The 20814-nt window shown below is 72.3% G+C and carries 19 protein-coding genes; 16 read left to right on the top strand and 3 right to left on the bottom strand.

What is annotated here, in order from left to right:
- Positions 1-14 precede the first annotated feature (14 nt).
- The 8 genes from KSED_RS07495 to KSED_RS07460 all read left to right on the top strand — a co-directional run bounded on the left by KSED_RS07495 (position 15) and on the right by KSED_RS07460 (position 9277).
- Positions 15-770, top strand: a complete 756-nt coding sequence (locus KSED_RS07495) for a YebC/PmpR family DNA-binding transcriptional regulator (protein WP_015779500.1) — start codon at positions 15-17, stop codon at positions 768-770.
- 4 nt (positions 771-774) lie between these two features.
- Positions 775-1401 carry a crossover junction endodeoxyribonuclease RuvC gene (gene ruvC / locus KSED_RS07490; protein WP_015779499.1) on the top strand — a complete coding sequence of 209 codons (627 nt, stop codon included), beginning with the start codon at positions 775-777 and terminating at the stop codon, positions 1399-1401.
- Positions 1398-2027: a Holliday junction branch migration protein RuvA gene (gene ruvA, locus KSED_RS07485; RefSeq protein ID WP_015779498.1), complete on the top strand. Its 630-nt coding sequence runs from the start codon at positions 1398-1400 to the stop codon at positions 2025-2027. The genes ruvC and ruvA overlap by 4 nt, the downstream gene beginning before the upstream one ends.
- Positions 2024-3097 (top strand): Holliday junction branch migration DNA helicase RuvB, encoded by a 1074-nt coding sequence (ruvB, locus tag KSED_RS07480; RefSeq protein WP_015779497.1) that lies wholly within the window; start codon positions 2024-2026, stop codon positions 3095-3097. Before ruvA ends, ruvB begins: the two co-directional genes overlap by 4 nt.
- Positions 3098-3198: 101 nt before the next feature.
- Positions 3199-5121: a protein translocase subunit SecD gene (secD, locus tag KSED_RS07475; protein WP_015779496.1), complete on the top strand. Its 1923-nt coding sequence runs from the start codon at positions 3199-3201 to the stop codon at positions 5119-5121.
- Positions 5121-6341, top strand: a complete 1221-nt coding sequence (secF, locus tag KSED_RS07470) for a protein translocase subunit SecF (protein WP_015779495.1) — start codon at positions 5121-5123, stop codon at positions 6339-6341. Before secD ends, secF begins: the two co-directional genes overlap by 1 nt.
- Before the next feature lie 54 nt (positions 6342-6395).
- Positions 6396-6959 (top strand): adenine phosphoribosyltransferase, encoded by a 564-nt coding sequence (locus KSED_RS07465; protein WP_015779494.1) that lies wholly within the window; start codon positions 6396-6398, stop codon positions 6957-6959.
- Positions 6960-7054: 95 nt separating this feature from the next.
- Complete coding sequence (locus tag KSED_RS07460) at positions 7055-9277, top strand: RelA/SpoT family protein (RefSeq protein ID WP_015779493.1); 2223 nt, start codon at positions 7055-7057, stop codon at positions 9275-9277.
- 112 nt (positions 9278-9389) lie between these two features.
- Here KSED_RS07460 and KSED_RS07455 read toward each other — a convergent pair whose 3' ends face one another.
- Entirely contained in the window at positions 9390-10718 is a 1329-nt protein-coding gene (locus KSED_RS07455) for a M18 family aminopeptidase (protein WP_015779492.1), read from the bottom strand.
- Positions 10715-12412 (bottom strand): DUF349 domain-containing protein, encoded by a 1698-nt coding sequence (locus KSED_RS07450; RefSeq protein ID WP_015779491.1) that lies wholly within the window; start codon positions 12410-12412, stop codon positions 10715-10717. Before KSED_RS07450 ends, KSED_RS07455 begins: the two co-directional genes overlap by 4 nt.
- 79 nt (positions 12413-12491) lie before the next feature.
- On the opposite strand from KSED_RS07450, the gene KSED_RS07445 reads away from it, so the two are divergent.
- The gene (locus KSED_RS07445) at positions 12492-13190 is read left to right on the top strand and encodes an MBL fold metallo-hydrolase (RefSeq protein WP_015779490.1); all 699 of its coding nucleotides are present in this window, start codon (positions 12492-12494) and stop codon (positions 13188-13190) included.
- Positions 13191-13296: 106 nt separating this feature from the next.
- Here KSED_RS07445 and KSED_RS07440 read toward each other — a convergent pair whose 3' ends face one another.
- On the bottom strand, positions 13297-13926 hold the full coding sequence (locus KSED_RS07440) for a hypothetical protein (protein WP_015779489.1): 630 nt from the start codon (positions 13924-13926) through the stop codon (positions 13297-13299).
- Positions 13927-13953: 27 nt separating this feature from the next.
- On the opposite strand from KSED_RS07440, the gene KSED_RS07435 reads away from it, so the two are divergent.
- The 7 genes from KSED_RS07435 (at position 13954) to der (ending at position 20802) form a co-directional block, all read left to right on the top strand.
- A complete protein-coding gene (locus tag KSED_RS07435) occupies positions 13954-14934 on the top strand; it encodes a tyrosine recombinase (protein WP_049758453.1) in 981 nt (326 codons plus the stop codon).
- A 93-nt stretch (positions 14935-15027) separates the two neighbouring features.
- A complete protein-coding gene (locus KSED_RS07430) occupies positions 15028-15972 on the top strand; it encodes a ParA family protein (protein WP_015779487.1) in 945 nt (314 codons plus the stop codon).
- Positions 15973-16004: 32 nt separating this feature from the next.
- Positions 16005-16871, top strand: coding sequence for a segregation and condensation protein A (locus KSED_RS07425; RefSeq protein WP_015779486.1), 867 nt, complete (start codon positions 16005-16007; stop codon positions 16869-16871).
- Entirely contained in the window at positions 16864-17625 is a 762-nt protein-coding gene (scpB, locus tag KSED_RS07420; RefSeq protein ID WP_015779485.1) for an SMC-Scp complex subunit ScpB, read from the top strand. Before KSED_RS07425 ends, scpB begins: the two co-directional genes overlap by 8 nt.
- Positions 17622-18476, top strand: a complete 855-nt coding sequence (locus tag KSED_RS07415) for a pseudouridine synthase (protein ID WP_015779484.1) — start codon at positions 17622-17624, stop codon at positions 18474-18476. The genes scpB and KSED_RS07415 overlap by 4 nt, the downstream gene beginning before the upstream one ends.
- Positions 18476-19222 (top strand): (d)CMP kinase, encoded by a 747-nt coding sequence (gene cmk / locus KSED_RS07410; protein ID WP_015779483.1) that lies wholly within the window; start codon positions 18476-18478, stop codon positions 19220-19222. The genes KSED_RS07415 and cmk overlap by 1 nt, the downstream gene beginning before the upstream one ends.
- Entirely contained in the window at positions 19219-20802 is a 1584-nt protein-coding gene (gene der, locus KSED_RS07405; protein ID WP_015779482.1) for a ribosome biogenesis GTPase Der, read from the top strand. The genes cmk and der overlap by 4 nt, the downstream gene beginning before the upstream one ends.
- Positions 20803-20814: the final 12 nt, after the last annotated feature.

Raw genomic sequence — 20814 nt, 5'->3', positions numbered from 1 at the left:
TCTGAGGGAGCAACGTGGCCGGTCACTCCAAGTGGGCAACCACCAAGCACAAGAAGGCGGCGATCGACGCCAAGCGCGGCAAGTTGTTCGCCAAGCTCGTCAAGAACATCGAGGTCGCGGCACGCACCGGCGGGGCCGACCCCACGGGCAACCCGACGCTGTTCGACGCCATCCAGAAGGCGAAGAAGAACTCGGTGCCCAACGACAACATCGAGCGCGCGGTCAAGCGTGGCTCCGGGGCCGAGGCGGGCGGGGCCGAGTACCAGGCCCTGACCTACGAGGGCTACGCACCCGGCGGCGTGGGCCTCATCATCGAGTGTCTCAGCGACAACAAGAACCGCGCCGTGATGGAGGTGCGCACGGCCCTGACCCGCAACGGTGGGCAGATGGCCGACTCCGGGTCCGTGACCTTCAACTTCCACCGCAAGGGTGTCATCGCGGTTAGCGGCGGCGAGAAGTCCGAGGACGAGCTCATGGAGATCGTGCTCGAGGCCGGTGCCGAGGAGATGACGGACCTGGGCGAGGGCTTCGAGATCACCACCGAGCCCTCGGACATGGTGGACGTGCGCACCGCCCTGCAGCAGGCGGACGTGGACTACGACTCCGCGGACGTGAAGATGCTGCCGATCACCCCCATCGAGCTCGATGCGGACGGGGCACGCAAGCTGTTCCGGCTGATCGACGCGCTGGAGGACTGCGACGACGTGCAGGAGGTCTACGCCGCGGCCGACGTCCCGGACGCGGTGCTGGCGCAGCTGGACGAGGACTGATCGCGTGCGGGTCCTCGGCGTCGACCCCGGGCTGACGCGCTGCGGCCTGGGTGTCGTCGAGGGCCGCCGAGGCGGCAGCCTGCGGATGGTGGCCGTGGACGTGGCGCGGACGTCCGCCGACACCCTGCCCGAGCAGCGGCTGCTGTCGGTGAGCCGCCGCATCGAGGACTGGATCGAGACCTACGACCCCGATGCGGTGGCCGTCGAGCGGATCTTCGCCCGCTCGGACGTCAGCACGATCATGGGTACGGTGCAGGCGAGCGGCGTGGCCCTGGTGGCGGCTGCCCGGGCCGGCATCGAGGTGGGCCAGCACACCCCCAGTGAGGTGAAGGCCGCGGTCTGCGGCAACGGCCGGGCCGGCAAGGAGCAGGTGACCTCCATGGTGGTGCGGATCCTCTCCCTGTCCGCCGCGCCCCGCCCCGCGGACGCGGCGGACGCCCTCGCGCTGGCGATCGCCCAGATCTGGCGCGGCGGTGGCGAACGACAGCTGGCCGCTGCGGCAGGCACCGGCCGGGGGGAGCCCGACCGCATGACCGAGGCCCTCGCCGCCCAGGCAGCGGCGCGCGAGCGGGCCGCAGCACGGTGGCAGACGGCCCAGGACCAGGCACGACGGAGCAGGAGGACACGGTGATCGCCTCGTTGAGCGGAACCATCACCCACGTGGGGCTCGACCACCTCGTGGTCGAGGTCGGCGGCGTCGGCATGCGGGTACTGGTGCCCCCGCAGGTGGCCGCCGAGGTGCGTACCGGGCAGGAGGCCCGGCTCGAGACCTCGCTGGTGGTGCGCGAGGACTCGTTGACCCTGTTCGGGTTCCTGGACGCCGACACGCGCGAGGTGTTCGAGACCGTCCAGTCCGTCTCCGGGGTGGGGCCGCGCCTGGCCCTGGCGCTGGTCGCCGTGCTCAGTCCTGCCGAGTTGTCCCGGGCCGTGCACACCGAGGACCTCGCAGCGTTGACGAGCGTGCCCGGCATCGGCAAGAAGGGCGCCCAGCGGCTGGTGCTGGAGCTGGTGGGCAAGCTGCCCGCGGACCTCGGTGGCGGCGCCGCACCCACGACCACCGAGCAGTCGGCGGGCGGCGACCCGTCCGAGCCCGCGTGGGCCCCGCAGGTGCGCGACGCCCTGGAAGGGCTGGGGTGGAACACCGCTCAGGCCACGAAGGCCACGCGGACGGTCGTGGAGCAGCACGCCCAGGACACCGGGCCGCCACCCGAGCTGCCCGTCCTCCTGCGTGAGGCCCTGCGGGAGGCGGCCTCGTGAGCGACCCCTGGGACCGTTCGGGCACCGACGAGAGCTCGCCCCGCATCGTGGACCCGGCCGCCGGGCAGGACGACGCGGGCTTCGACGCGGCGCTGCGCCCCAAGCGGCTGGCGGACCTCGCCGGCCAGGACCGGGTGCGCGACCAGCTCCACCTCGTGCTGGAGGCGGCGCGGCGCCGGGGGGCGCCGGCCGACCACATCCTGCTCTCCGGCCCGCCGGGCCTGGGCAAGACCACCCTGGCCATGATCGTGGCGGGGGAGATGGCCGCCCCCATCCGGATCACCTCCGGCCCGGCGATCCAACACGCGGGGGACCTGGCCGCGATCCTGTCCTCGCTGGCCGAGGGGGAGGTGCTCTTCCTCGACGAGATCCACCGCATGTCGCGGGCCGCCGAGGAGATGCTCTACCTCGCCATGGAGGACTTCCGGGTCGACGTCATCGTCGGCAAGGGCCCCGGGGCCACCGCCATCCCACTGGAGCTGCCGCCCTTCACCGTCGTGGGGGCGACCACCCGCTCCGGCCTGCTCCCGGCGCCGCTGCGCGACCGCTTCGGCTTCACCGGGCACCTCGACTACTACACGGCCGAGGACCTGGCCACGATCCTCGCGGGGAACGCGGTGAAGCTGGGCATCGAGAGCGAGCCTGAGGGCATCTCCGAGATCGCGGGACGCTCCCGGGGTACGCCCCGCATCGCCAACCGCCTGCTGCGGCGCGTGCGGGACTGGGCGCAGGTGCACGGCCAGCACGTGGTCTCCGCCGAGGCCGCCCGCGAGGCCCTCGCGCTGTTCGATGTCGACCTGCTGGGGCTCGACCGGCTCGACCGGGCCGTGCTCGAGGCCCTGTGCCACCGCTTCGACGGGGGGCCGGTGGGCCTGACGACACTGGCGGTGGCCGTGGGGGAGGAGGCCGACACCGTGGAGACCGTGGCCGAGCCCTACCTCGTGCGCGAGGGATTCATCGTCCGGACCCCACGCGGCCGGGCGGCGACGACCGCCGCGTGGGAGCACCTCGGGACCCGACCCCCGACCGGCCCAGCGGGTCGTTTCGGTCACCAACCACCCCTCGCCTAGACTCACGTCCCGCTGTGCCCCGTGCGGACAGCCCCGAACACCACGAACCGAGGTAAGTCGATGCCCAAGCCTGGCGACATGGCCCTGCTGGGGGTGCGCTGATGAACATGCGTGCCCAGCGGGCCAAGGCCGTGAACACCCTGCTGACGCTGCTCCTGCTGCTGATGCTGCTCTTCGGCGGGCTGGGGGCTGCCCACCTGTTCGCCAAGCCCCAGGCGCAGTTGACGCCACTGCTCGGCCTCGACCTCGAGGGTGGACAGCAGCTCATCCTGGAGCCGGCCATCGAGGGCGGCGAGGTCAGTGGCGGCCAGGTCGACCAGGCGGTCAACATCATCCGCCAGCGCGTCGACGGCTCCGGTGTGGCCGAGGCCGAGGTGACCACCCTCGGTGGCAGCAACATCTCGGTGGCCATGCCCGGCACCCCGGACCCGGCCGTGCTCGAGTCGCTGCAGGCCTCCAGCCGCATGACCTTCCGCGAGGTGCTCGCGGTCGAGGGCAGCGCCACCGGCCCGGACACCGTCGATACCCTGCCCGGGTACGAGCCCTCCGAGGAGCCCTCGGGGGAGGCCACCCCGGCCGGTGACGCGACCCCGTCGGGTGACGCCACGCCCTCGGGTGACGCCTCGGCCGAGCCGAGTTCCTCGCCGACCACCGCCGAGGGGGTGTGGCCGGCCCAGGCGACGCCGTCGGGTGAGCCCACCTCCTCGCCCAGCCCCTCGGGCTCGGCCTCGCCGTCCGGTGCGAGCAACTCGCCCGAGCCCAGCGGTTCCGGTTCCGGCGAGTCGCCCGCGCCGTCGCCCTCGGGCTCCGGCGACGGCGGCGACACCGGCAACCAGGGGTCCTCTGACCCCGACGCGCGCGGTCAGGACATCGTCATCCCGCCGGAGGTCCAGTCCCGCTTCGAGGAGATGGACTGCTCCGACGAGAAGGCACAGGACGCCGCCCAGAAGGCCGGCGACGACGAGTTCGTCGTGGCCTGCGACCCGGACGGCCAGGTGAAGTACCTTCTGGGCCCCACCCGCATCCAGGGCTCGAGCATCGCCGACGCCTCCTCCGGCCCGGCCACGAACGCCCAGGGCCAGCCGACCGGCGAGATCGCCGTGAACCTGGAGCTCGACGACGCCGGGGCCGACATCTTCGCCGACCTCTCGGCCATGATGGCCGCCCAGCCGGAGGGTTCCCCGTACAACCAGTTTGCGATGCTGCTCGACGGCGACGTCATCAGTGCGCCCGGCATGCGGCAGACCATCACCAACGGCGAGGCCTCGATCACCGGTAACTTCACCGCCGAGGAGGGCAAGGCACTGGCGGACCAGCTGAAGTTCGGAGCGTTGCCGTTCAGCTTCAACCTGCAGTCCTCCGAGCAGATCAGCCCCACTCTGGGTGAGGAGCAGCTGCGCTGGGGCATCTGGGCCGGTGTGATCGGCCTGGTTCTGGTGGCCATCTACTCGCTCTTGCAGTACCGCGCCCTGGGTCTGGTGACCCTGGCCTCGCTCGCGCTGGCGGCGCTGCTGGCCTACGGGGCCGTGGTGCTACTGGGCTGGCAGTACAACCTGCGCCTGACCATGGCCGGCATCACCGGTCTGATCGTGGCCATCGGCATCACCGCCGACTCCTTCATCGTGTACTTCGAGCGCATCCGCGACGAGGTGCGCGAGGGACGCCCGCTGCGCAACGCCGTGGACACCGCATGGGTGCGCGCGCGGCGCACGATCCTCATCTCCGATGCGGTGAATCTCCTGGCCGCCGTCATCCTGTACCTGCTCAGTGAGGCCAACGTGAAGGCCTTCGCGTTCATGCTGGGTCTGACGACGATCATCGACCTGATCGTGGTCATGCTGTTCACGCACCCGGTGGTCACGCTGTTGGCCCAGACCAGGTTCTTCGGCAACGGGCACCCGCTGTCCGGCATGAACCCCGAGAGCCTGGGCGCCCGCAAGTCCACCTACGTGGGCCGCGGACGGGTGCGCTCGTTGCCCGAACCGACGCCGACGTCCGGCACGACTACGGAGGTCGCCCTCTGATGGGTTTCGCACAGTTCGGTAACGACCTCTACACCGGTCGCCGGCAGGTCGACTTCATCGGCCGCCGCAAGATCTGGTACCTCGTCTCGGCCGTACTGCTGGCCCTGACCCTCGTCGGGCTCTTCGGCCGGGGCATCAACCTCGGCCTGGAGTTCACCGGCGGCACGGACTTCCGCGTCGCGGGGGTCTCCGACACCACCGGGTACGAGGAGCGCGCCAGTGACGCTCTGTCCGACTCCGTCGGCGCCGGCGAGGCGGTGCGCTCCAGCATCATCGGTGGCGACACCGTGCGGGTGCAGGCCGCCAGCCTCGAGGGCGGCACGCAGGCCATGGACGCCGCCCGCGGCGCCCTGGCCGAGGAGTTCGACGTGCCGGCGCAGGACGTGGCCGGCTCGCTGGTCGGCCCGTCCTGGGGGCAGGAGGTCAGCCAGAAGGCGCTGATGGCCCTGGGTGTCTTCCTGGTGCTCGTCTCCGGCGTGCTGGCGCTGTACTTCCGCACCTGGAAGATGGCCCTGGCCGCCCTCGTGGCCCTGCTGCACGACCTGATCTTCACCGTCGGTGCGTTCGCGCTGGCCGGCTTCGAGGTCTCGCCGGCCTCGGTGATCGGCTTCCTGACCATCCTCGGCTACTCGCTGTACGACACCGTGGTGGTCTTCGACAAGGTCCGCGAGAACGTCGACGACGCCCGCAAGCACAAGACGAAGACCTACTCGCAGGCCGCCAACATGGCGATCAACCAGACCTTGGTGCGCTCGATCAACACCTCCGTGGTGGCCTTGCTGCCGGTCGGCGCGATCCTGGTGGTCGGCTTCGCGAAGCTGGGCCCGGGCACGCTGCTCGACCTGTCGCTGGCGCTGTTCATCGGTATCGCCGTCGGAACCTTCTCCTCGATCTTCATCGCCACCCCGCTGCTGGTGCAGCTGCGTGAGGGCGAGGCGGAGATCAAGGCCCACGACGCCGAGGTGCGCCAGCGCCAGCGGGCGCGTGCGGCCGCCATCCTGGCGCGCCGCCAGGAGCAGGGGACGGCCGCCGAGGAGCCGGCCGACCAGCCGGCATCGGCCGAGGAGACCGGGCAGGATGCCGAGGAGACCGGGCAGGATGCCGAGGAGACGGAGCGCACCCGCCGTGGCCGCGCCCTCACCGATGAGGTGGAGGGCGCAGGGCGGACCATCGCCGGCGGCGGACGCCCCCGGCACCCGTCGGCCTGGGCAGGCAACTGACCTGCCGGCTCCCGCCCGCAGCCGCACCGCACGAGACCGACCGGAGAACCACACATGAGCGCACCCCAGACGCCGCAGGACCTGCCGCAGGGTGAGGAGCTGGCCGCGCTGGTCAGCGCCCGGCTGGAGGACATCCCCGAGTTCCCGAAGCCGGGCGTGGTCTTCAAGGACTTCACGCCACTGCTGCGCGACCCGGCCGCGAGCCGCGCCGTCGTGCAGGACGTGGTCCGGCGGCGGCAGGGTGACGTGGACGTCGTCGTGGGCATCGAGGCCCGCGGCTTCATTCTCGGCGCGGCCATGGCCTATGCCCTGGGCGTCGGCTTCGTCCCAGTCCGCAAGGCCGGCAAGCTGCCCGGGGAGACGCACTCGGCCAGCTACACGCTCGAATACGGGACGGCCACCATCGAGATGCACAAGGACGCCGTCGTGGCAGGGGACCGCGTGCTGATCGTCGATGACGTCCTGGCCACCGGTGGCACGGCCGCGGCCTGTGTCTCGCTCGTGCGGGACGCCGGCGCCAGCGTGGTCGGCGTCGAGGTGGTGCTGGAGCTCGCCTTCCTGGCCGGACGGAAGCAGCTCGAGGACATCGACGTGGTGAGCCTGGTCGTCCAGGAGTGACCTCGGGGTTGCCACGGGCGCACGGAGTCCCCCCGACTGTGGATCACGTCACGTGATGCGGGGGGGGAAGGCGGCGTTCCGCGTATGATCCCGGCATGACCCAGCAGCCCCGCACCGCGACGGGCTGGACCATGCGCGAGCGCCTGGCCCGGCTGGGCACCTCGCGCACGGAGACCCCCGAGCTCGCGCCGTTGATGAAGCGGCTGCGTCAGCGCGGCGACCGTGCGGACCTCTCGGTGGTGGAGCGGGCCTACAGCGTGGCCGCGCGGGCCCACGAGGGGCAGTTCCGCAAGAGCGGGGACCCCTACATCACCCACCCGGTTGCGGTCGCCGGGCTGCTCGCCGACCTGGGCATGGACGCTGCCACCGTGGCCGCGGCCCTGTTGCACGACACCGTGGAGGACACCCCCTACAGCCAGCAGCAGCTGGAGGCCGACTTCGGGCCGGAGATCGCCCTGCTGGTGGACGGCGTCACCAAGCTCGACAAGGTGGAGTACGGCGACAGCGCCCAGGCCGAGACCGTCCGCAAGATGATCGTGGCCATGTCCAAGGACATCCGCGTGCTGGTCATCAAGCTGGCCGACCGGCTGCACAACGCCCGCACCTGGCGCTACGTCTCCCCGCAGAGCGCCCGCCGCAAGGCGATCGAGACCCTGGACATCTACACGCCGTTGGCCCACCGCCTGGGCATGAATGCCATCAAGTGGGAGCTGGAGGACCTGTCCTTCAAGTTCTCGCAGCCGGAGGTCTACGAGGAGGTGGTGCGCCAGGTGGCGGCCGCCGCCCCGCAGCGCGAGGAGTACCTGGGGGAGATCCGGGACCAGCTCGAGACCGCGATGGCCGAGGCCCGCCTGCCGGTGGTCATCACCGGCCGCGAGAAGCACTACTGGTCCATCTACCAGAAGATGTCGGTGCGTGGGCGTGCCCTCGAGGAGATCCACGACCTCATCGCGCTGCGGATCATGGTCAAGGACGTGGCGAGCTGCTACCACGCCCTGGGGCTGGTGCACTCCCTGTTCACGCCGCTGCCCCACCGCATCAAGGACTACATCGCCACCCCCAAGAGCAACGGCTACCAGTCGCTGCACACCACGGTGATGGGCACCGGCGGCAAGCCGGTGGAGATCCAGATCCGCACGCACGAGATGCACAACCTCGCCGAGTACGGCGTGGCCGCCCACTGGCGCTACAAGTCGCGGTCCTCCGCCGCGCGCTCCACGCACGACCTCTCGTGGCTGCGGGAGACCATGGACCTCGCACTGGACGCCAGCAGCGAGGACTTCATGGACACGCTGCGCTTCCAGATCTCCGCCCCGGAGGTCTTCGTCTTCACACCGAAGGGCAAGATCATCTCCTTGGCCCGGGGGTCCACCCCGGTGGACCTCGCCTACGCCATCCACACCGACGTGGGCCACAAGGCCGTCGGCGCCAAGGTCAACGGGCGCATGGTGCCCCTGGACAGCCAGCTCTCCAACGGTGACTCGGTGGAGATCCTCACGGCCAAGGGGGAGGGGGTGGGTCCCTCGCGCGACTGGTTCACCTTCGTGGCCACCCCGCGCGCCCGCTCGAAGATCAAGCAGTGGTTCAGCCGCGAACGCAAGGCGGAGATGACCGCCCAGGGCCACGACCTGCTGGTGCGCGCCCTGCGCAAGGCGGACCTCCCGGTGAAGCAGTGGACCCGCGAGGACGCGCTGCGCCCCGTGGTCGACCGGTTGAGCGTGCACGACCGCGATGGGGTGTTCCAGGCCATCGGTGAGCGTCGCGCATCGGTGGAGCACGTCATCGAGCTGCTCCGCCAGGCCCACGGCGAGGTGGAGGAGGAGGTCCTGCCGCCGCCGCAGGCGCTGGTGTCCGAGCGTCGCCGCCAGGCGGGGGAGGCGCCGGTGCACATCGTCGGCTCGGACGACGTCTGGAGCCACCTGGCCGTGTGCTGTGCCCCGGTGCCGGGGGACGACATCGTGGGCTACGTGACCACCGGGCGCGGGGTGTCGGTGCACCGCAGCGACTGCGCCAACGTGGAGCAGCTGCGCAACAGCCCGGAGCGCCTGGTTCGGGTGGCCTGGGACGACCGGGCTCGGGGAGCCTTCACCGTCCGGCTCTCGCTGGAGGCGCTGGACCGCAACGGTCTGGTGGCGGACGTGCTCCGCGTGGCCAACGAGCTCGGGCTGGTCCTCTCGGACATGGCCTTCAGCTCGCCCGATGCGCGGACGGCGTACGGCCGACTCGAGTTCGAGCTGGCCGACGTGGAGTTCCTGGACCACGTGGTGAACACCCTCAAGCAGGTGCAGGGGATCTACTCGGTCACCCGCGCCGCCTGACGCACCCCGGCACCACGAACGGGCGGGGCCATCCGCACACCGCCGCCACCCAGCGAACGGGCCCCACCCCCCATCGGGAGTGGGGCCCGTTTCGGCGCCGCGGAGGGGTGGCTCAGGCGGGGTCGAGGAAGGACGCCAAGCAGGCCACGTACATGGCCTGGTCGCCGGCGCCACACACCTCGCGCACGCTGTGCATCGACAGCGTGGGTGCGCCGAAGTCCACCGTGGTCGCGCCGGTGAGGGCGGCCGTCATCGGGCCGACGGTCGACCCGCAGGGCAGGTCGGAACGGGTCACGAACTCCTGCATCGGTACCCCGGCCTGCTGGCAGGCCAGTCGGAAGGCGGCCGTGCCGACGCCGTCCGTGGCGTAGCGCAGGTTGGTGTTGATCTTCAGCACCGGACCACCGTTGAGCGTGATGTGGTGGCCGGGCTCGTGGCGGTCGGCGTAGTTCGGATGCGTCGCGTGCGCCATGTCGCCGGAGGCGATCACCGTGGAGGCCAGCGCCCGCAGGTGGTCCTGCCGGTCGCCGCCGCGGGCCAGGACGATGCGCTCCAGCACGGCCGGCAACAGCTGCGAGAACGCGCCGCGCTCGGACATGGAGCCGATCTCCTCGTGGTCGAACAGCGCGATCACCGGGATGGCGTCGAGCGGACCCTGGGGGTCGCCCACCGCATCGAGCAGGGCGCGGACGGCTGCGTAGGAGGTGGCGAGGTTGTCCAGCCGGGCCGAGGCGATGAGGCCACCGTCCAGACCGATGCGGGCCGCGCCGGTGAGGTCGTAGGTCATCAGGTCCCAGCCCAGCACGTCGGTACTGTCCACCCCGAGCCGGCCGGCCAGCCAGGTGGTGAAGGCCGGGGCGTTCGGGGAGACCGACCAGTGGGGCACGAGCTGGCGCTGCGCGTTGAGGGCCTCGCCCTCGCGCACCTCCCGGTCCAGGTGGATCGCGAGGCGGGAGACCCGCAGCAGCGGCTCGTCGACGTCCAGCAGCACCGACCGGACCCCGTTGACCCCGTCGGCGTCGCGCAGGGTCACCCGGCCGGCCAGGCCCAGGTCACGGTCCAGCCACGAGTTGGCGATGAGGCCGCCGTAGGGCTCCACGGCCAGTTGGGCGAAGCCCACGGAGGTCACGTCAGGACGGGGCTTGATGCGCAGGTTGGGGGAGTCCGTGTGGGCACCCACGACCCGGAAGCCGGTGGAGGCCGGCGCGTCGGCGCCCAAGCCCTCGGTGCTCCAGGCCACCAGGGAGCCGCCGCGCACCAGGTAGTAGCGGCCCGCCTCAGCCGGGAGGGCGGCGGTCTCGTCGACCTGCGTGAACCCCTCGGCCTCGAGCATCTCCGCGGAGGTGGCCACGGCGTGGAAGGGGGTGGGGGAGTCGTCGAGGTAGGAGATCAGCCCCGAGGCGACCTCGTCGGCGTCGAAGCGGTCGATGCGGGGGGTCACTGGTCGCCCCCGAACTCGGCCACGCCCTCGCGCGCCTGGTCGAGCCACGTCTGCTTGGTCTCGAGCTCGTTGCGCACCCTGGCGGCACGCTTCTCGTCACCCGAGGCCTCGGCCTTGGCGAGCTTGGCCTCGAGGTCCTGGACCGCGCCCTCGAGCTGGGCGGCGAAGAGCGAGGCGCGTGCGGCGTGCTCCGGGGAGGTCTTCTTCCACTGGAGCTCCTCGGCCTCGCGCACGGCCTGCTCGACGGCCCGCATGCGGCCCTCGATGCGCTTGACGTCCTTGCGCGGCACCATGCCGGCGGCCTCGAAGCGCTCCTGGATGCCGCGCAGCTGGCGCTTGGTGGACTCGAGGTCCTTCACCGGCAGCAGGGCCTCGGCCTCCTGCAGGAGGGCCTCCTTGGCCGGGAGGTTGGCCGCGTACTCCTCGTCCCGCGCTGCCGCCTCGGCGTCCTTGGCGTTGAAGAAGGAGTCCTGCGCGGCGCGGAACTGCTCCCACAGCGCGTCGTCCACCGAGCGCTGGGCGCGGCCGGCGCGCTTCCACTCCTGCATCAGGCGCTTGAAGGCCCCCGCGGTGGAGCCGGTGTCCGGCCCGGAGGCCAGGCGCTGGGCCTGGGCGACCAGGTCCTCCTTGGTGCGGCGTGCCTGCTCCCGCTCGGCGTCGAGCTCCGCGAAGTGCGCCTTGCGCACCTTGTCGAACGTGTTGCGGGCGCTGGCCAGACGCTGCCAGAGCTCGTTCTCGGTGGGCTTGTCGAGGCGGATCTGGGCCCGCTGCATGGCCTTCCACTCCTCGACCATGGTGCGCATCCGCTCGCTGGCCTGCTTCCAGTGCATGGCCGAGGGGTCGGTGCCCGCCAGCGTCTCGGCCTCGACCACGAGCTTCTCGCGCTCGGCGGCGGCCTGCGCGCGGGCCTCGGCGCGCTGCTGCTGGTCGCTGCGCTCCTTGTCCCGCAGCGCCTCGGTGAGCTCGTCCAGCACCGTGCCCAGCGCGGCGTAGTCACCGACCATCGGGGTGTCGGCGACGTGCGCGCGCAGGGCCTCCAGGGACTGGCGGCCCTCGGCGGCGGTCACGCTCCCGGCGTGGATGCGCTGGGCCAGGAGGTCCGCGGAGGCCGCGATCTCCTGGAACTTGCGCACGAAGTAGCCCACGGCGGCGTCCGCATCCGCATCGGGATAGGACCCGACCACGGTGGTGGTGCCGTCGCTGTCGGTGCGAACCACCTCACCGGACTCGTTCAGCGAGCCGAACCGGGCCATGTCGCCCTCGGTGATGCCGGAGGTGTCCACCAGCGGCCCGGGGACCGGGGTGGGGGTGAAGGTCGCCCGCTGCGGCTTGGTGCGGGCCTTCGCCCCGCCCGTCCCTGCGGCATGGCCGGACGGTGTGCCGGCCGGGTCGTGCGCGGGGGCGCCGCCGACCGGGGTCACCGGCGGGGCAGGACGCTTCTTGGCCAGGGCGCCGGGCGTGGGCACGGAGGCCGGGGTCGGCACCGCGCGGGGCGTGGGCGCCGGGGTGGCGGCCTCGGTCTTCTCGGCCGGCTCCTCGTCGGGTGCCTGCTCGGCCGGCTGCTCGGCCTCGGCCGGCGCCTGCTCGGCCTGCTCAGGAGCCCGGTGCTCGGGTGTCTCAACGGTCCCCGGGGTGCTCGAGGTCTGGTCCTCGGGGCCCTCGGGGGTGGACGTGGTCTGTTCAGCCGCGTTCATGGTTGCCTCTCTCGGCGGACGGTTCGCACGGGTCAGTCTAGGTAAGGATCCGGCCGACGCCGCGCCTAGGCTTGCCGACATGTTCACCCTCGCCATCCCGGCCACCGCTTTCGGTACCAACTGCTACGTCGTCGCACCGGATCGCGGTGAGGAGTGCGTCGTCATCGACCCGGGCTTCGGCGTGGTCGACCAACTGCGGGATGCGTTGCGCGAGAACGGTTTGCGTCCTGCCGCCGTCCTCCTGACGCACGGCCACCTCGACCACACCGCGAGCGTCACCCCGGTGTGCGGCGGCACCGTCGGCGCCTACATCCACACCGACGACCGCTACCGACTGACCGATCCGCGCAAGGGCTTGTCCGCACCGATGTGGGCGATGCTGCAGCAGGAGTACGGCAGTTCCTTCCAGTGGTCGGAGCCCGACGAGGTCCACGAGTTCACCGATGCGGCGCAGCTCGAGATCGCCGGTCTCACCTGGGGCGTGCGCCACGCGCCGGGGCACACCGAGGGCAGCGTGCTCTTCGACGTGGCGGACGTGCCCGCGCAGGTGGCGCAGGCGGGCTCGGACCTGCGGGCCAGCACCTTCACCGGTGACGTGCTGTTCGCCGGCTCCATCGGCCGCACCGACCTGCCGGGTGGCGACCCCGCGGCCATGCAGCGCTCCCTGCGGGAGGTCGTGCTCCCCACCGACGACCACACGATGGTGCTTCCCGGCCACGGACGACCGAGCACCATGGCCCACGAGCGGGCGTCCAACCCCTACCTGCAGGGGCTCTGAGCGGGCGACCTCCCGGGGCCCGGCCGGCGCGAGGGGTCGGGCCCCGGCGCGAGGGGTCGGGCCCCGGCGCGAGGGGTCGGGCCCCGGCGCGAGGGGTCGGGCCGGCTCACCGCGGGGGCTCGAACCGGCGGGCCGGTAGCTGCACCCCCAGGGTGCGCGCCTGGGCCTCGGCCAGCTCGCGCACCACCACCGGGTCGCCCCGGCGCCAGGCCTCCAACGGGTCGCGGTCGATGGCGGCCAGCGTCCCCAGCGGGAGGGTCGCCAGCCCCCGGAGCGCCAGCAGCGCCTCGGGGTCGTCCACCCGGCGCAGGTTCGCGGCGGTGGTGGTCGAGCGCAGCAGGAAGTGGAGGCGGAAGGGCAGCCAGACGGCTAGGGCGGTGATGATCGGGCCGGCGCTCACCACCATCCAGAGCATGTCCGCCAGGCTCTCCCCGGAGGCCAGCAGGTCCTGCCCGGTCTGCGCCACGGGGTCACCGACCCCCAGCAGCCCGTCGAGCACCCCGCTGAGGGAGTCGCCGACCCACGGCAGGTCCGCGAGCTGGTCGTCGGCGGTCGTCACGCCGTCGTTGATCCGGTCCCCGGTCTCCACCAGCCGGCCGGCCGGCTCGAAGCGTTCCAAGGTGCGGTGGTGGACGGCCCGGCCGATGAGCACCCACATCACGGTCCACCCGACGACCAGCAGGTCGGCGAGCACCTGCAGCGAGCGACGGGCGGGAGCAGCGGAGTACCAGGCCATGCCCCCAGCCTGCCGCACACTGGGGGCATGAGCCGTCGCCGCGCCCCCGAGAGCTCCGTGGACAGCCCACTGTGGCCCGCCGTGGAGGAGTGGCTGGCCCACCTCGGGGTCGAGCGCGGACTCTCGGCCAACACGACGAGCGCCTACCGGCGGGATCTCGTGGCCTGGGTGGCGCACCTGGACGCCGCGGGGCGCACCAGCTGGCCGTCCGTGCAGGCCGCGGACGTGCGGCAGCACCTGGCCGATCTCACCGCATCGGGCCGCGCGCGCAGCACGGTGACGCGGATGGTGGTGGCGGTGCGCCGGTTCCACGCCTTCGCCTTGGCCGAGGGGTGGGTGGAGGTCGACGTCGCCGCCGACGTGGCACCCCCCGCCGCCGTCCAGCCGCTGCCCAAGGCCCTCTCCCTCGATGAGGTGGCGCGCCTCATCGAGTCCACCGGCCCGGTCGAGGGGGGGGCCGATGCGGTCGAGCTCGCCGTGGCGCGCCGCGACCGGGCGGTGTTGGAGCTGCTCTACGGCACCGGGGCGCGGGTGTCGGAGGTGACCAGTCTGGACGTCGACGACGTGGACCTAGACGGCCTTGTCGTCAGGTTGGTGGGGAAGGGCTCCAAGGAGCGGCACGTGCCGCTGGGCGGGGCGGCGGCCGCGGCCGTGGGGGACTGGCTGGCGACCGGTCGTCCGGTGTTGGCGGCGCGCGGCAGCGGCGGGGCGGCCCTATTGCTGAACCAGCGCGGGCGGCGGCTCGGGCGGCAGAGTGCGTGGGCGCTGGTGACGGCGGCCGGGCGTCGAGCGGGCCTGGGGGAGCACCTCAGCCCCCACACCCTGCGCCACAGCTACGCCACGCACCTCATGGCCGGCGGGGCGGACGTGCGGGTGGTGCAGGAGCTGCTGGGGCACGCCTCGGTGACGACCACGCAGATCTACACACGAGTGACACCGGACCACCTGCGGGAGGTCTTCCAGGAATCGCACCCTCGCGCGCAGGAGGGGTATCACCCTCAACCTTAGGGTGAGGTGATGGTGAGGTTCACCCCGAGGGATGGGGGAGCGGGGCGCGGGCGCTGTAGGGTGGCACCCGTCGGACAGGAGAGGACCTACACCGTGAGCGATCGCTCGGACACCCGTGACCACGCCATGGCGACCCAGCCGTCGCTGGCCGACTTCGACGTGCCGTCGGCCGAGCCCCGCGGACGGAGCGAGGCGGCCCCGGCCGCACCCCTGCGCCTCGACGACTTCCCGGCCCCCGCGCCGCTGCAGCAGCACGGCCCCGCCCGGGTGATCGCCCTGTGCAACCAGAAGGGCGGCGTGGGCAAGACCACCACCACCATCAACCTCGGAGCCGCCCTGGCGGAGCTGGGGCGGCGCGTGCTGCTGGTGGACTTCGACCCGCAGGGCGCGCTCACTGTGGGGACGGGCGTCCGGACCGGCGAGGGCGACCGGACTATCTACGACCTGCTCATGGCACCGGCGCGGGAGCTGGACGTCCGGGAGGTCGTGCGCACCACGGCCACCCCGGGCCTCGACGTGCTGCCGGCCGACATCGACCTCTCCGCCGCCGAGGTGCAGCTGGTGAACGAGGTGGCCCGCGAGCAGGCCCTGGCCCGCGTGCTGCGCCCGGTGCTCGACGACTACGACGTGGTGCTCATCGACTGCCAGCCCTCGCTGGGACTGCTCACCGTGAACGCCCTGACGGCCGCCCACGGCGTGATCATCCCGCTGGAGACCGAGTACTTCGCGCTGCGTGGCGTCGCGCTGCTGGTGGAGACCATCGAGAAGATCACCGACCGGCTCAACCCCGTGCTGCAGATCGACGGCATCCTGCCCACCATGGTCGACGGACGCACCCTGCACAGCCGGGAGGTCGTGGCCAGCGTGACCGAGCACTTCGGCGAGCTGGTCTTCACCACGCCGATCCGCCGCACGGTGAAGTTCCCCGACGCCACGCTGGCCGCGGAGCCGATCACCACCTACGCCCCGACCCACGCCGGCGCCGACGCCTACCGCCGCCTGGCCCGCGAGCTCGTGGCCCGCGGCGGGGTCGCCTGAGCCCGGAACAGGGCCCCGGCCACAATGGCCCCGTGACCGCGACGCCAGCCGAGCCGCTCCCGCAGGCCCCGGGGGGTGTGCTGACCCACCACCGCCCGGTGGCCTTCCACGTGCACCAGGCGGCCTACGACGGGCCCTTCGATCTGCTCCTGGGGCTCATCTCCAAGCACCGCCTGGACATCACCGAGATCGCGCTGGCCGCGGTCACCGACGAGTTCATCGCCCACCTGCGCGAGGCCCAGCAGGCTGCCTCGCAGGCCGAGGCGGCGGGGGACCGGGCGGCCTCGGCCTGGTTGCTCAGCGAGCTCTCGGAGTTCCTCGTGGTGGCCTCCACCCTGCTGGAGCTCAAGGCCAACCGCCTGCTGCCGGCCGAGACCCGCTCGGAGATCGAGGACCTCGAGTTCATCGAGGCCCGTGACGTCCTGTTCGCGCGTTTGCTGCAGTACCGCGCCTACAAGCAGGTGGCGGGGTGGATGGCACAGCGGTCCGGGGAGGCCGGGGGCGCCGTGCCCCGCATGGCCGGCCTGGAGGAGCGCTTCGCCAGCGTGCTGCCGGACCTGGTCATGACCGTCTCGCCCGAGCAGCTGGCCCTCATCGCCGCCGGGGCCCTGAGCCCGCGCCCCGAGCCGGTCGTGGGGGTCGACCACCTGCACGCCCCCACCGTGAGCGTCACCGAGCAGGTCGCGCTCATGACGGCCCGGCTGCAGCGGGCGGGCCGGCTCACCTTCGCCGAGCTCATCGGCGACGCCTCCACCCGCCTCGAGGTGGTGGGCCGCTTCCTCGGGGTGCTGGAAATGCTGCGTTCCGGGACGGTCGACGTCGAGCAGCCGTCTCCGTTGGGGCCGATGGAGGTCCGGTGGACCGCGGCCGGGACCGGGCAGACTGACCCCCGTGAGTGACCAGCACCCGACCACCCCCGACGATGCGGCGGCGCCCGCCGACCCGGTCCGCCCGCTTGGTGACCCCCCAGCCGACCCGCCCGCCGACCTCCCGGCCGCCCTGGAGGCCGTGCTGATGGTGGTCGACGAGCCGGTCACGCCGGCGGAGCTCGCCGAGGGGCTCGGCTCCGAGGTGGAGGTGGTCGAGGCCACGCTGCGCGAGCTCGCCGCCGGCTACACCGCCCAGGGCCGGGGTTTCGACCTGCGGGCCGTCGCCGGCGCCTGGCGGATGTACTCGCGCCCGGAATACGCCGATGCGGTGGAGCGCTTCCTCATCGGCGGTCGACAGGCGCGGCTCACCCAGGCCGCGCTGGAGACGCTGGCGGTCATCGCGTACCGTCAGCCGATCAGTCGGGGCCGGGTGGCCGCGGTGCGTGGCGTCAACGTCGACGGAGTGGTCCGCACCCTGACGGCGCGCGGCCTCATCGCGGAGGTCGGCAGCGAACCCTCGGGCGCGGTGCTCTACGGCACCACCCACCAGTTCCTCGAGCGCATGGGTCTGGACGACCTCAGCGGGTTGCCCGACCTCGCTCCCCTCCTCCCCGACGCCGGGGACCTCGAGGAGATCGCAGCAGGTGTCCGCGTCCCGCAGGACACCAGCACCACCGAGGAACCCGACCCGGGTGCCGCGCCCCCTGACGAGCCCGTCGCCACCGACGAGCCCGCCCCGACCGACCAGACGATGCAGCAGACGCAGGAGAGTGAGCACGGATGACACGCCGCGACAACGGCCCCGGCCGACCCAACGGCCAGGGCAAGCGCGGGACCGGCGGTTTCGGGCCGGTCCGCAAGCGCCGGTCCCGCCCGGGCGGGAACCGCCCGGACCACGACGTCCACACCAGCCAGGGGGAGCGCCTGCAGAAGGTGCTCGCCGCCGCCGGGCTGGGCTCCCGCCGTGCCTGCGAGCAGATGATCGCCGACGGCCGCGTGGAGGTCGATGGGGTGCCGGTCACCGAGCTGGGCGTCCGCATCGACCCCTCGCGCCAGAAGGTGGCCGTCGACGGCCTGCCGGTGCAGCTGGACGACTCCAAGGTCTACCTGGTGTTCAACAAACCCGTGGGCGTCATCTCCACCATGGAGGACGAGGAGGGTCGCCTCTCCGTGGGCGACTACACGTACACCCGCAAGGAGCGCCTGTTCCACGTGGGCCGGCTGGACCAGGACACCTCCGGTCTGCTGCTGCTCACCAACGACGGCGAGCTCGCCCACCGGCTGCAGCACCCGAGCTACTCGGTGCCCAAGACCTACGTCGCCAAGGTGCCGGGCCCGGTCAAGAAGGGCTTGGGCAACCTCCTGCGTGAGGGGGTCGAGCTCGAGGACGGCGTGGTCAAGGTCGACGACTTCTCCGTCGTCGCCTCGCAGCCCGGGTGGGCCATGGTGCAGCTGGTGATCCATGAGGGACGCAAGCACGTGGTGCGTCGCCTGCTGGAGGAGGTCGGCTACCCGGTGGAGGAGCTTGTGCGCACCCAGGTGGGGGAGATCCGCATGGGTGACCTGCGCCCGGGCAACCTGCGCGCCGTCACCCCCGACGAGCTCGCGCGCACGATGAAGCTGGTGGGGCTGTGATGCGGCTGCCCTACTCGCCGACCCGCCGTCATCCCCGGCTGGCCGAGCTGTCCGTGCCGGTGACCGTGGCGATCGATGGGCCCTCGGGATCCGGCAAGTCCACCGTCTCGCGCACCGTGGCGATGGCCTTCGACCTGGCCTATCTCGACACCGGGGCCATGTTCCGCGCCCTCACCTGGGCCGCGCTCGATGCGGGGACCGACCTCTCCGACGTCGGTGCGGTGGCGCACCTGGCGCGCACCGCCCCGCTGCGCCAGTCAACCGACCCGGGGTCGCCCGGCGTGTGGGTGGGGGAGCGGAACGTGAGCCGGGCCATCCGCGAGAGCCGCATCTCGGCCGCGGTCTCGGCCGTGGCCACGAACCTCGACGTGCGCGGCGAGCTCGCGCGCCGGCAGCAGGAGATCATCGCCCAGGCCAGCGCCACCGGGCGGGGCATCGTCGCCGAGGGCCGCGACATCACCACCGTGATCGCGCCCGACGCACCGGTGCGCATCCTGCTGACCGCCGACGAGGAGGCGCGCCTGCGCCGCCGCCAGCGCCAGACCGGGGGGCAGCAGGTCTCCGACAGCACCCGCGACGAGGTGCTGCGCCGCGACCGCGACGACTCCACCGTCTCCAACTTCACCACCGCCGCCGACGGCGTCACCACCATCGACACCTCCGACCTGGACCTCCCCGGGTCTGTGGAGGCCGTCGTCCAGGTGGTGCTCGCCCGGTCCGGCCGGACCCCCCAGGGAGCAGCATGAGCGAGAACCAGCACGAGCACGACGAGCCGCGCGAGCAGGACGGCCCGGCTGACCCCATCGAGGAGGGTGGCCAGCCCGAGTTGGAGCCCGGCCAGCCCGAGCAGCCGGTCGAGCAGGTCGACCCCGACGCCCCCGAGACCGAGGTGGAGGTCGCCTACGCGACCGCGCTGAAGGCCGGGCTGGACGAGTTCGAGCTCGAGGAGGAGGACGCCGCCCTCATCGAGGCCGGTGGTGCCTTCGACGAGCACGGCAACCAGGTGCAGTCGTTGCCGGTGGTGGCCATTGTCGGGCGCCCGAACGTGGGCAAGTCCACCTTGGTGAACCGCTTCCTGGGCCGTCGCGAGGCCGTGGTGCAGGACGAGCCGGGAGTGACTCGCGACCGCGTAACCTACCCCGCGGAGTGGAACGGTGTGCCGTTCATGGTGATGGACACCGGCGGCTGGGAGATCGACGCCAAGGGCATCCAGAAGCACGTCGCACAGCAGGCCGAGGTGGCCGTCGAGCTGGCGGACGTCGTGATCTTCGTGGTCGACGCGACCGTGGGCGCGACCGATGCCGACGAGGACGTCGTGAAGCTGCTGCGCCGCTCACGCAAGCCGGTGCTGCTGGTCGCCAACAAGGTCGACGACCTGCACCTGGAGGGCGAGGCCGCGGCGCTGTGGTCGATGGGGCTCGGTCAGCCGTGGCCCCTCTCGGCGCTGCACGGCAAGGGCTCGGGGGACCTGCTCGACGAGGTGCTGGCCAAGTTCCCGGCGGAGCCCCAGTCCGATGCGGGGCGCGTCGTCGGCGGGCCGCGCCGGGTCGCCCTGCTGGGGCGCCCGAACGTGGGCAAGTCCTCGCTGCTGAATCGCCTGGCAGGGTCCGAGCGCGTCGTCGTGGATAACGTCGCCGGCACCACCCGGGACCCGGTGGACGAGTACATCGAGCTGGGGGGGCGCACCTGGATGTTCGTGGACACCGCCGGCATCCGCCGCCGCGTGCACCAGACTCGCGGGGTGGACTTCTACGCCTCGCTGCGCACCCAGAGCGCGCTGGAGAAGGCCGAGGTGGCCGTGGTCCTCATCGATGCCGGCGAGGAGATCGCCGAGCAGGACATCCGGGTGGTGCAGCAGGTGATCGACTCCGGTCGGGCCCTGGTGATCGCGTACAACAAGTGGGACACCACCGACGAGGAGCGTCGCCACTACCTGGAGCGCGAGATCGAGCGCGACCTGGTGCAGGTGCCCTGGGCGCCGCGGGTGAACATGTCCGCCACGCGGGGGCGCCACGTCGACAAGCTGGTGCCGGCGCTGGACCAGGCACTGGAGAGCTGGGACGCCCGCATCCCCACCGGACGGCTGAACGCCTTCCTGGGTGAGGTCGTCGCGGCGCACCCGCACCCGGTGCGCTCCGGCAAGCAGCCCCGCATCCTGTTCGCCACCCAGGCCTCCAGCCGGCCGCCGAAGTTCGTGGTCTTCGCCTCGGGCTTCCTGGAGCACTCCTACCGCCGCTTCCTGGAGCGCAAGCTGCGTGAGCGGTTCGGCTTCGAGGGCTCGCCCATCGAGATCTCGGTGCGCGTGCGCGAGCGCCGGCGCCGCTGAGCCGCCCCTCGA

The sequence above is a fragment of the Kytococcus sedentarius DSM 20547 genome (assembly GCF_000023925.1).
GTDB lineage: Bacteria > Actinomycetota > Actinomycetes > Actinomycetales > Dermatophilaceae > Kytococcus > Kytococcus sedentarius.
The sequence above is the reverse complement of the archived record's forward strand: the minus strand, read 5'-3'. Positions and strand labels throughout refer to the sequence as shown.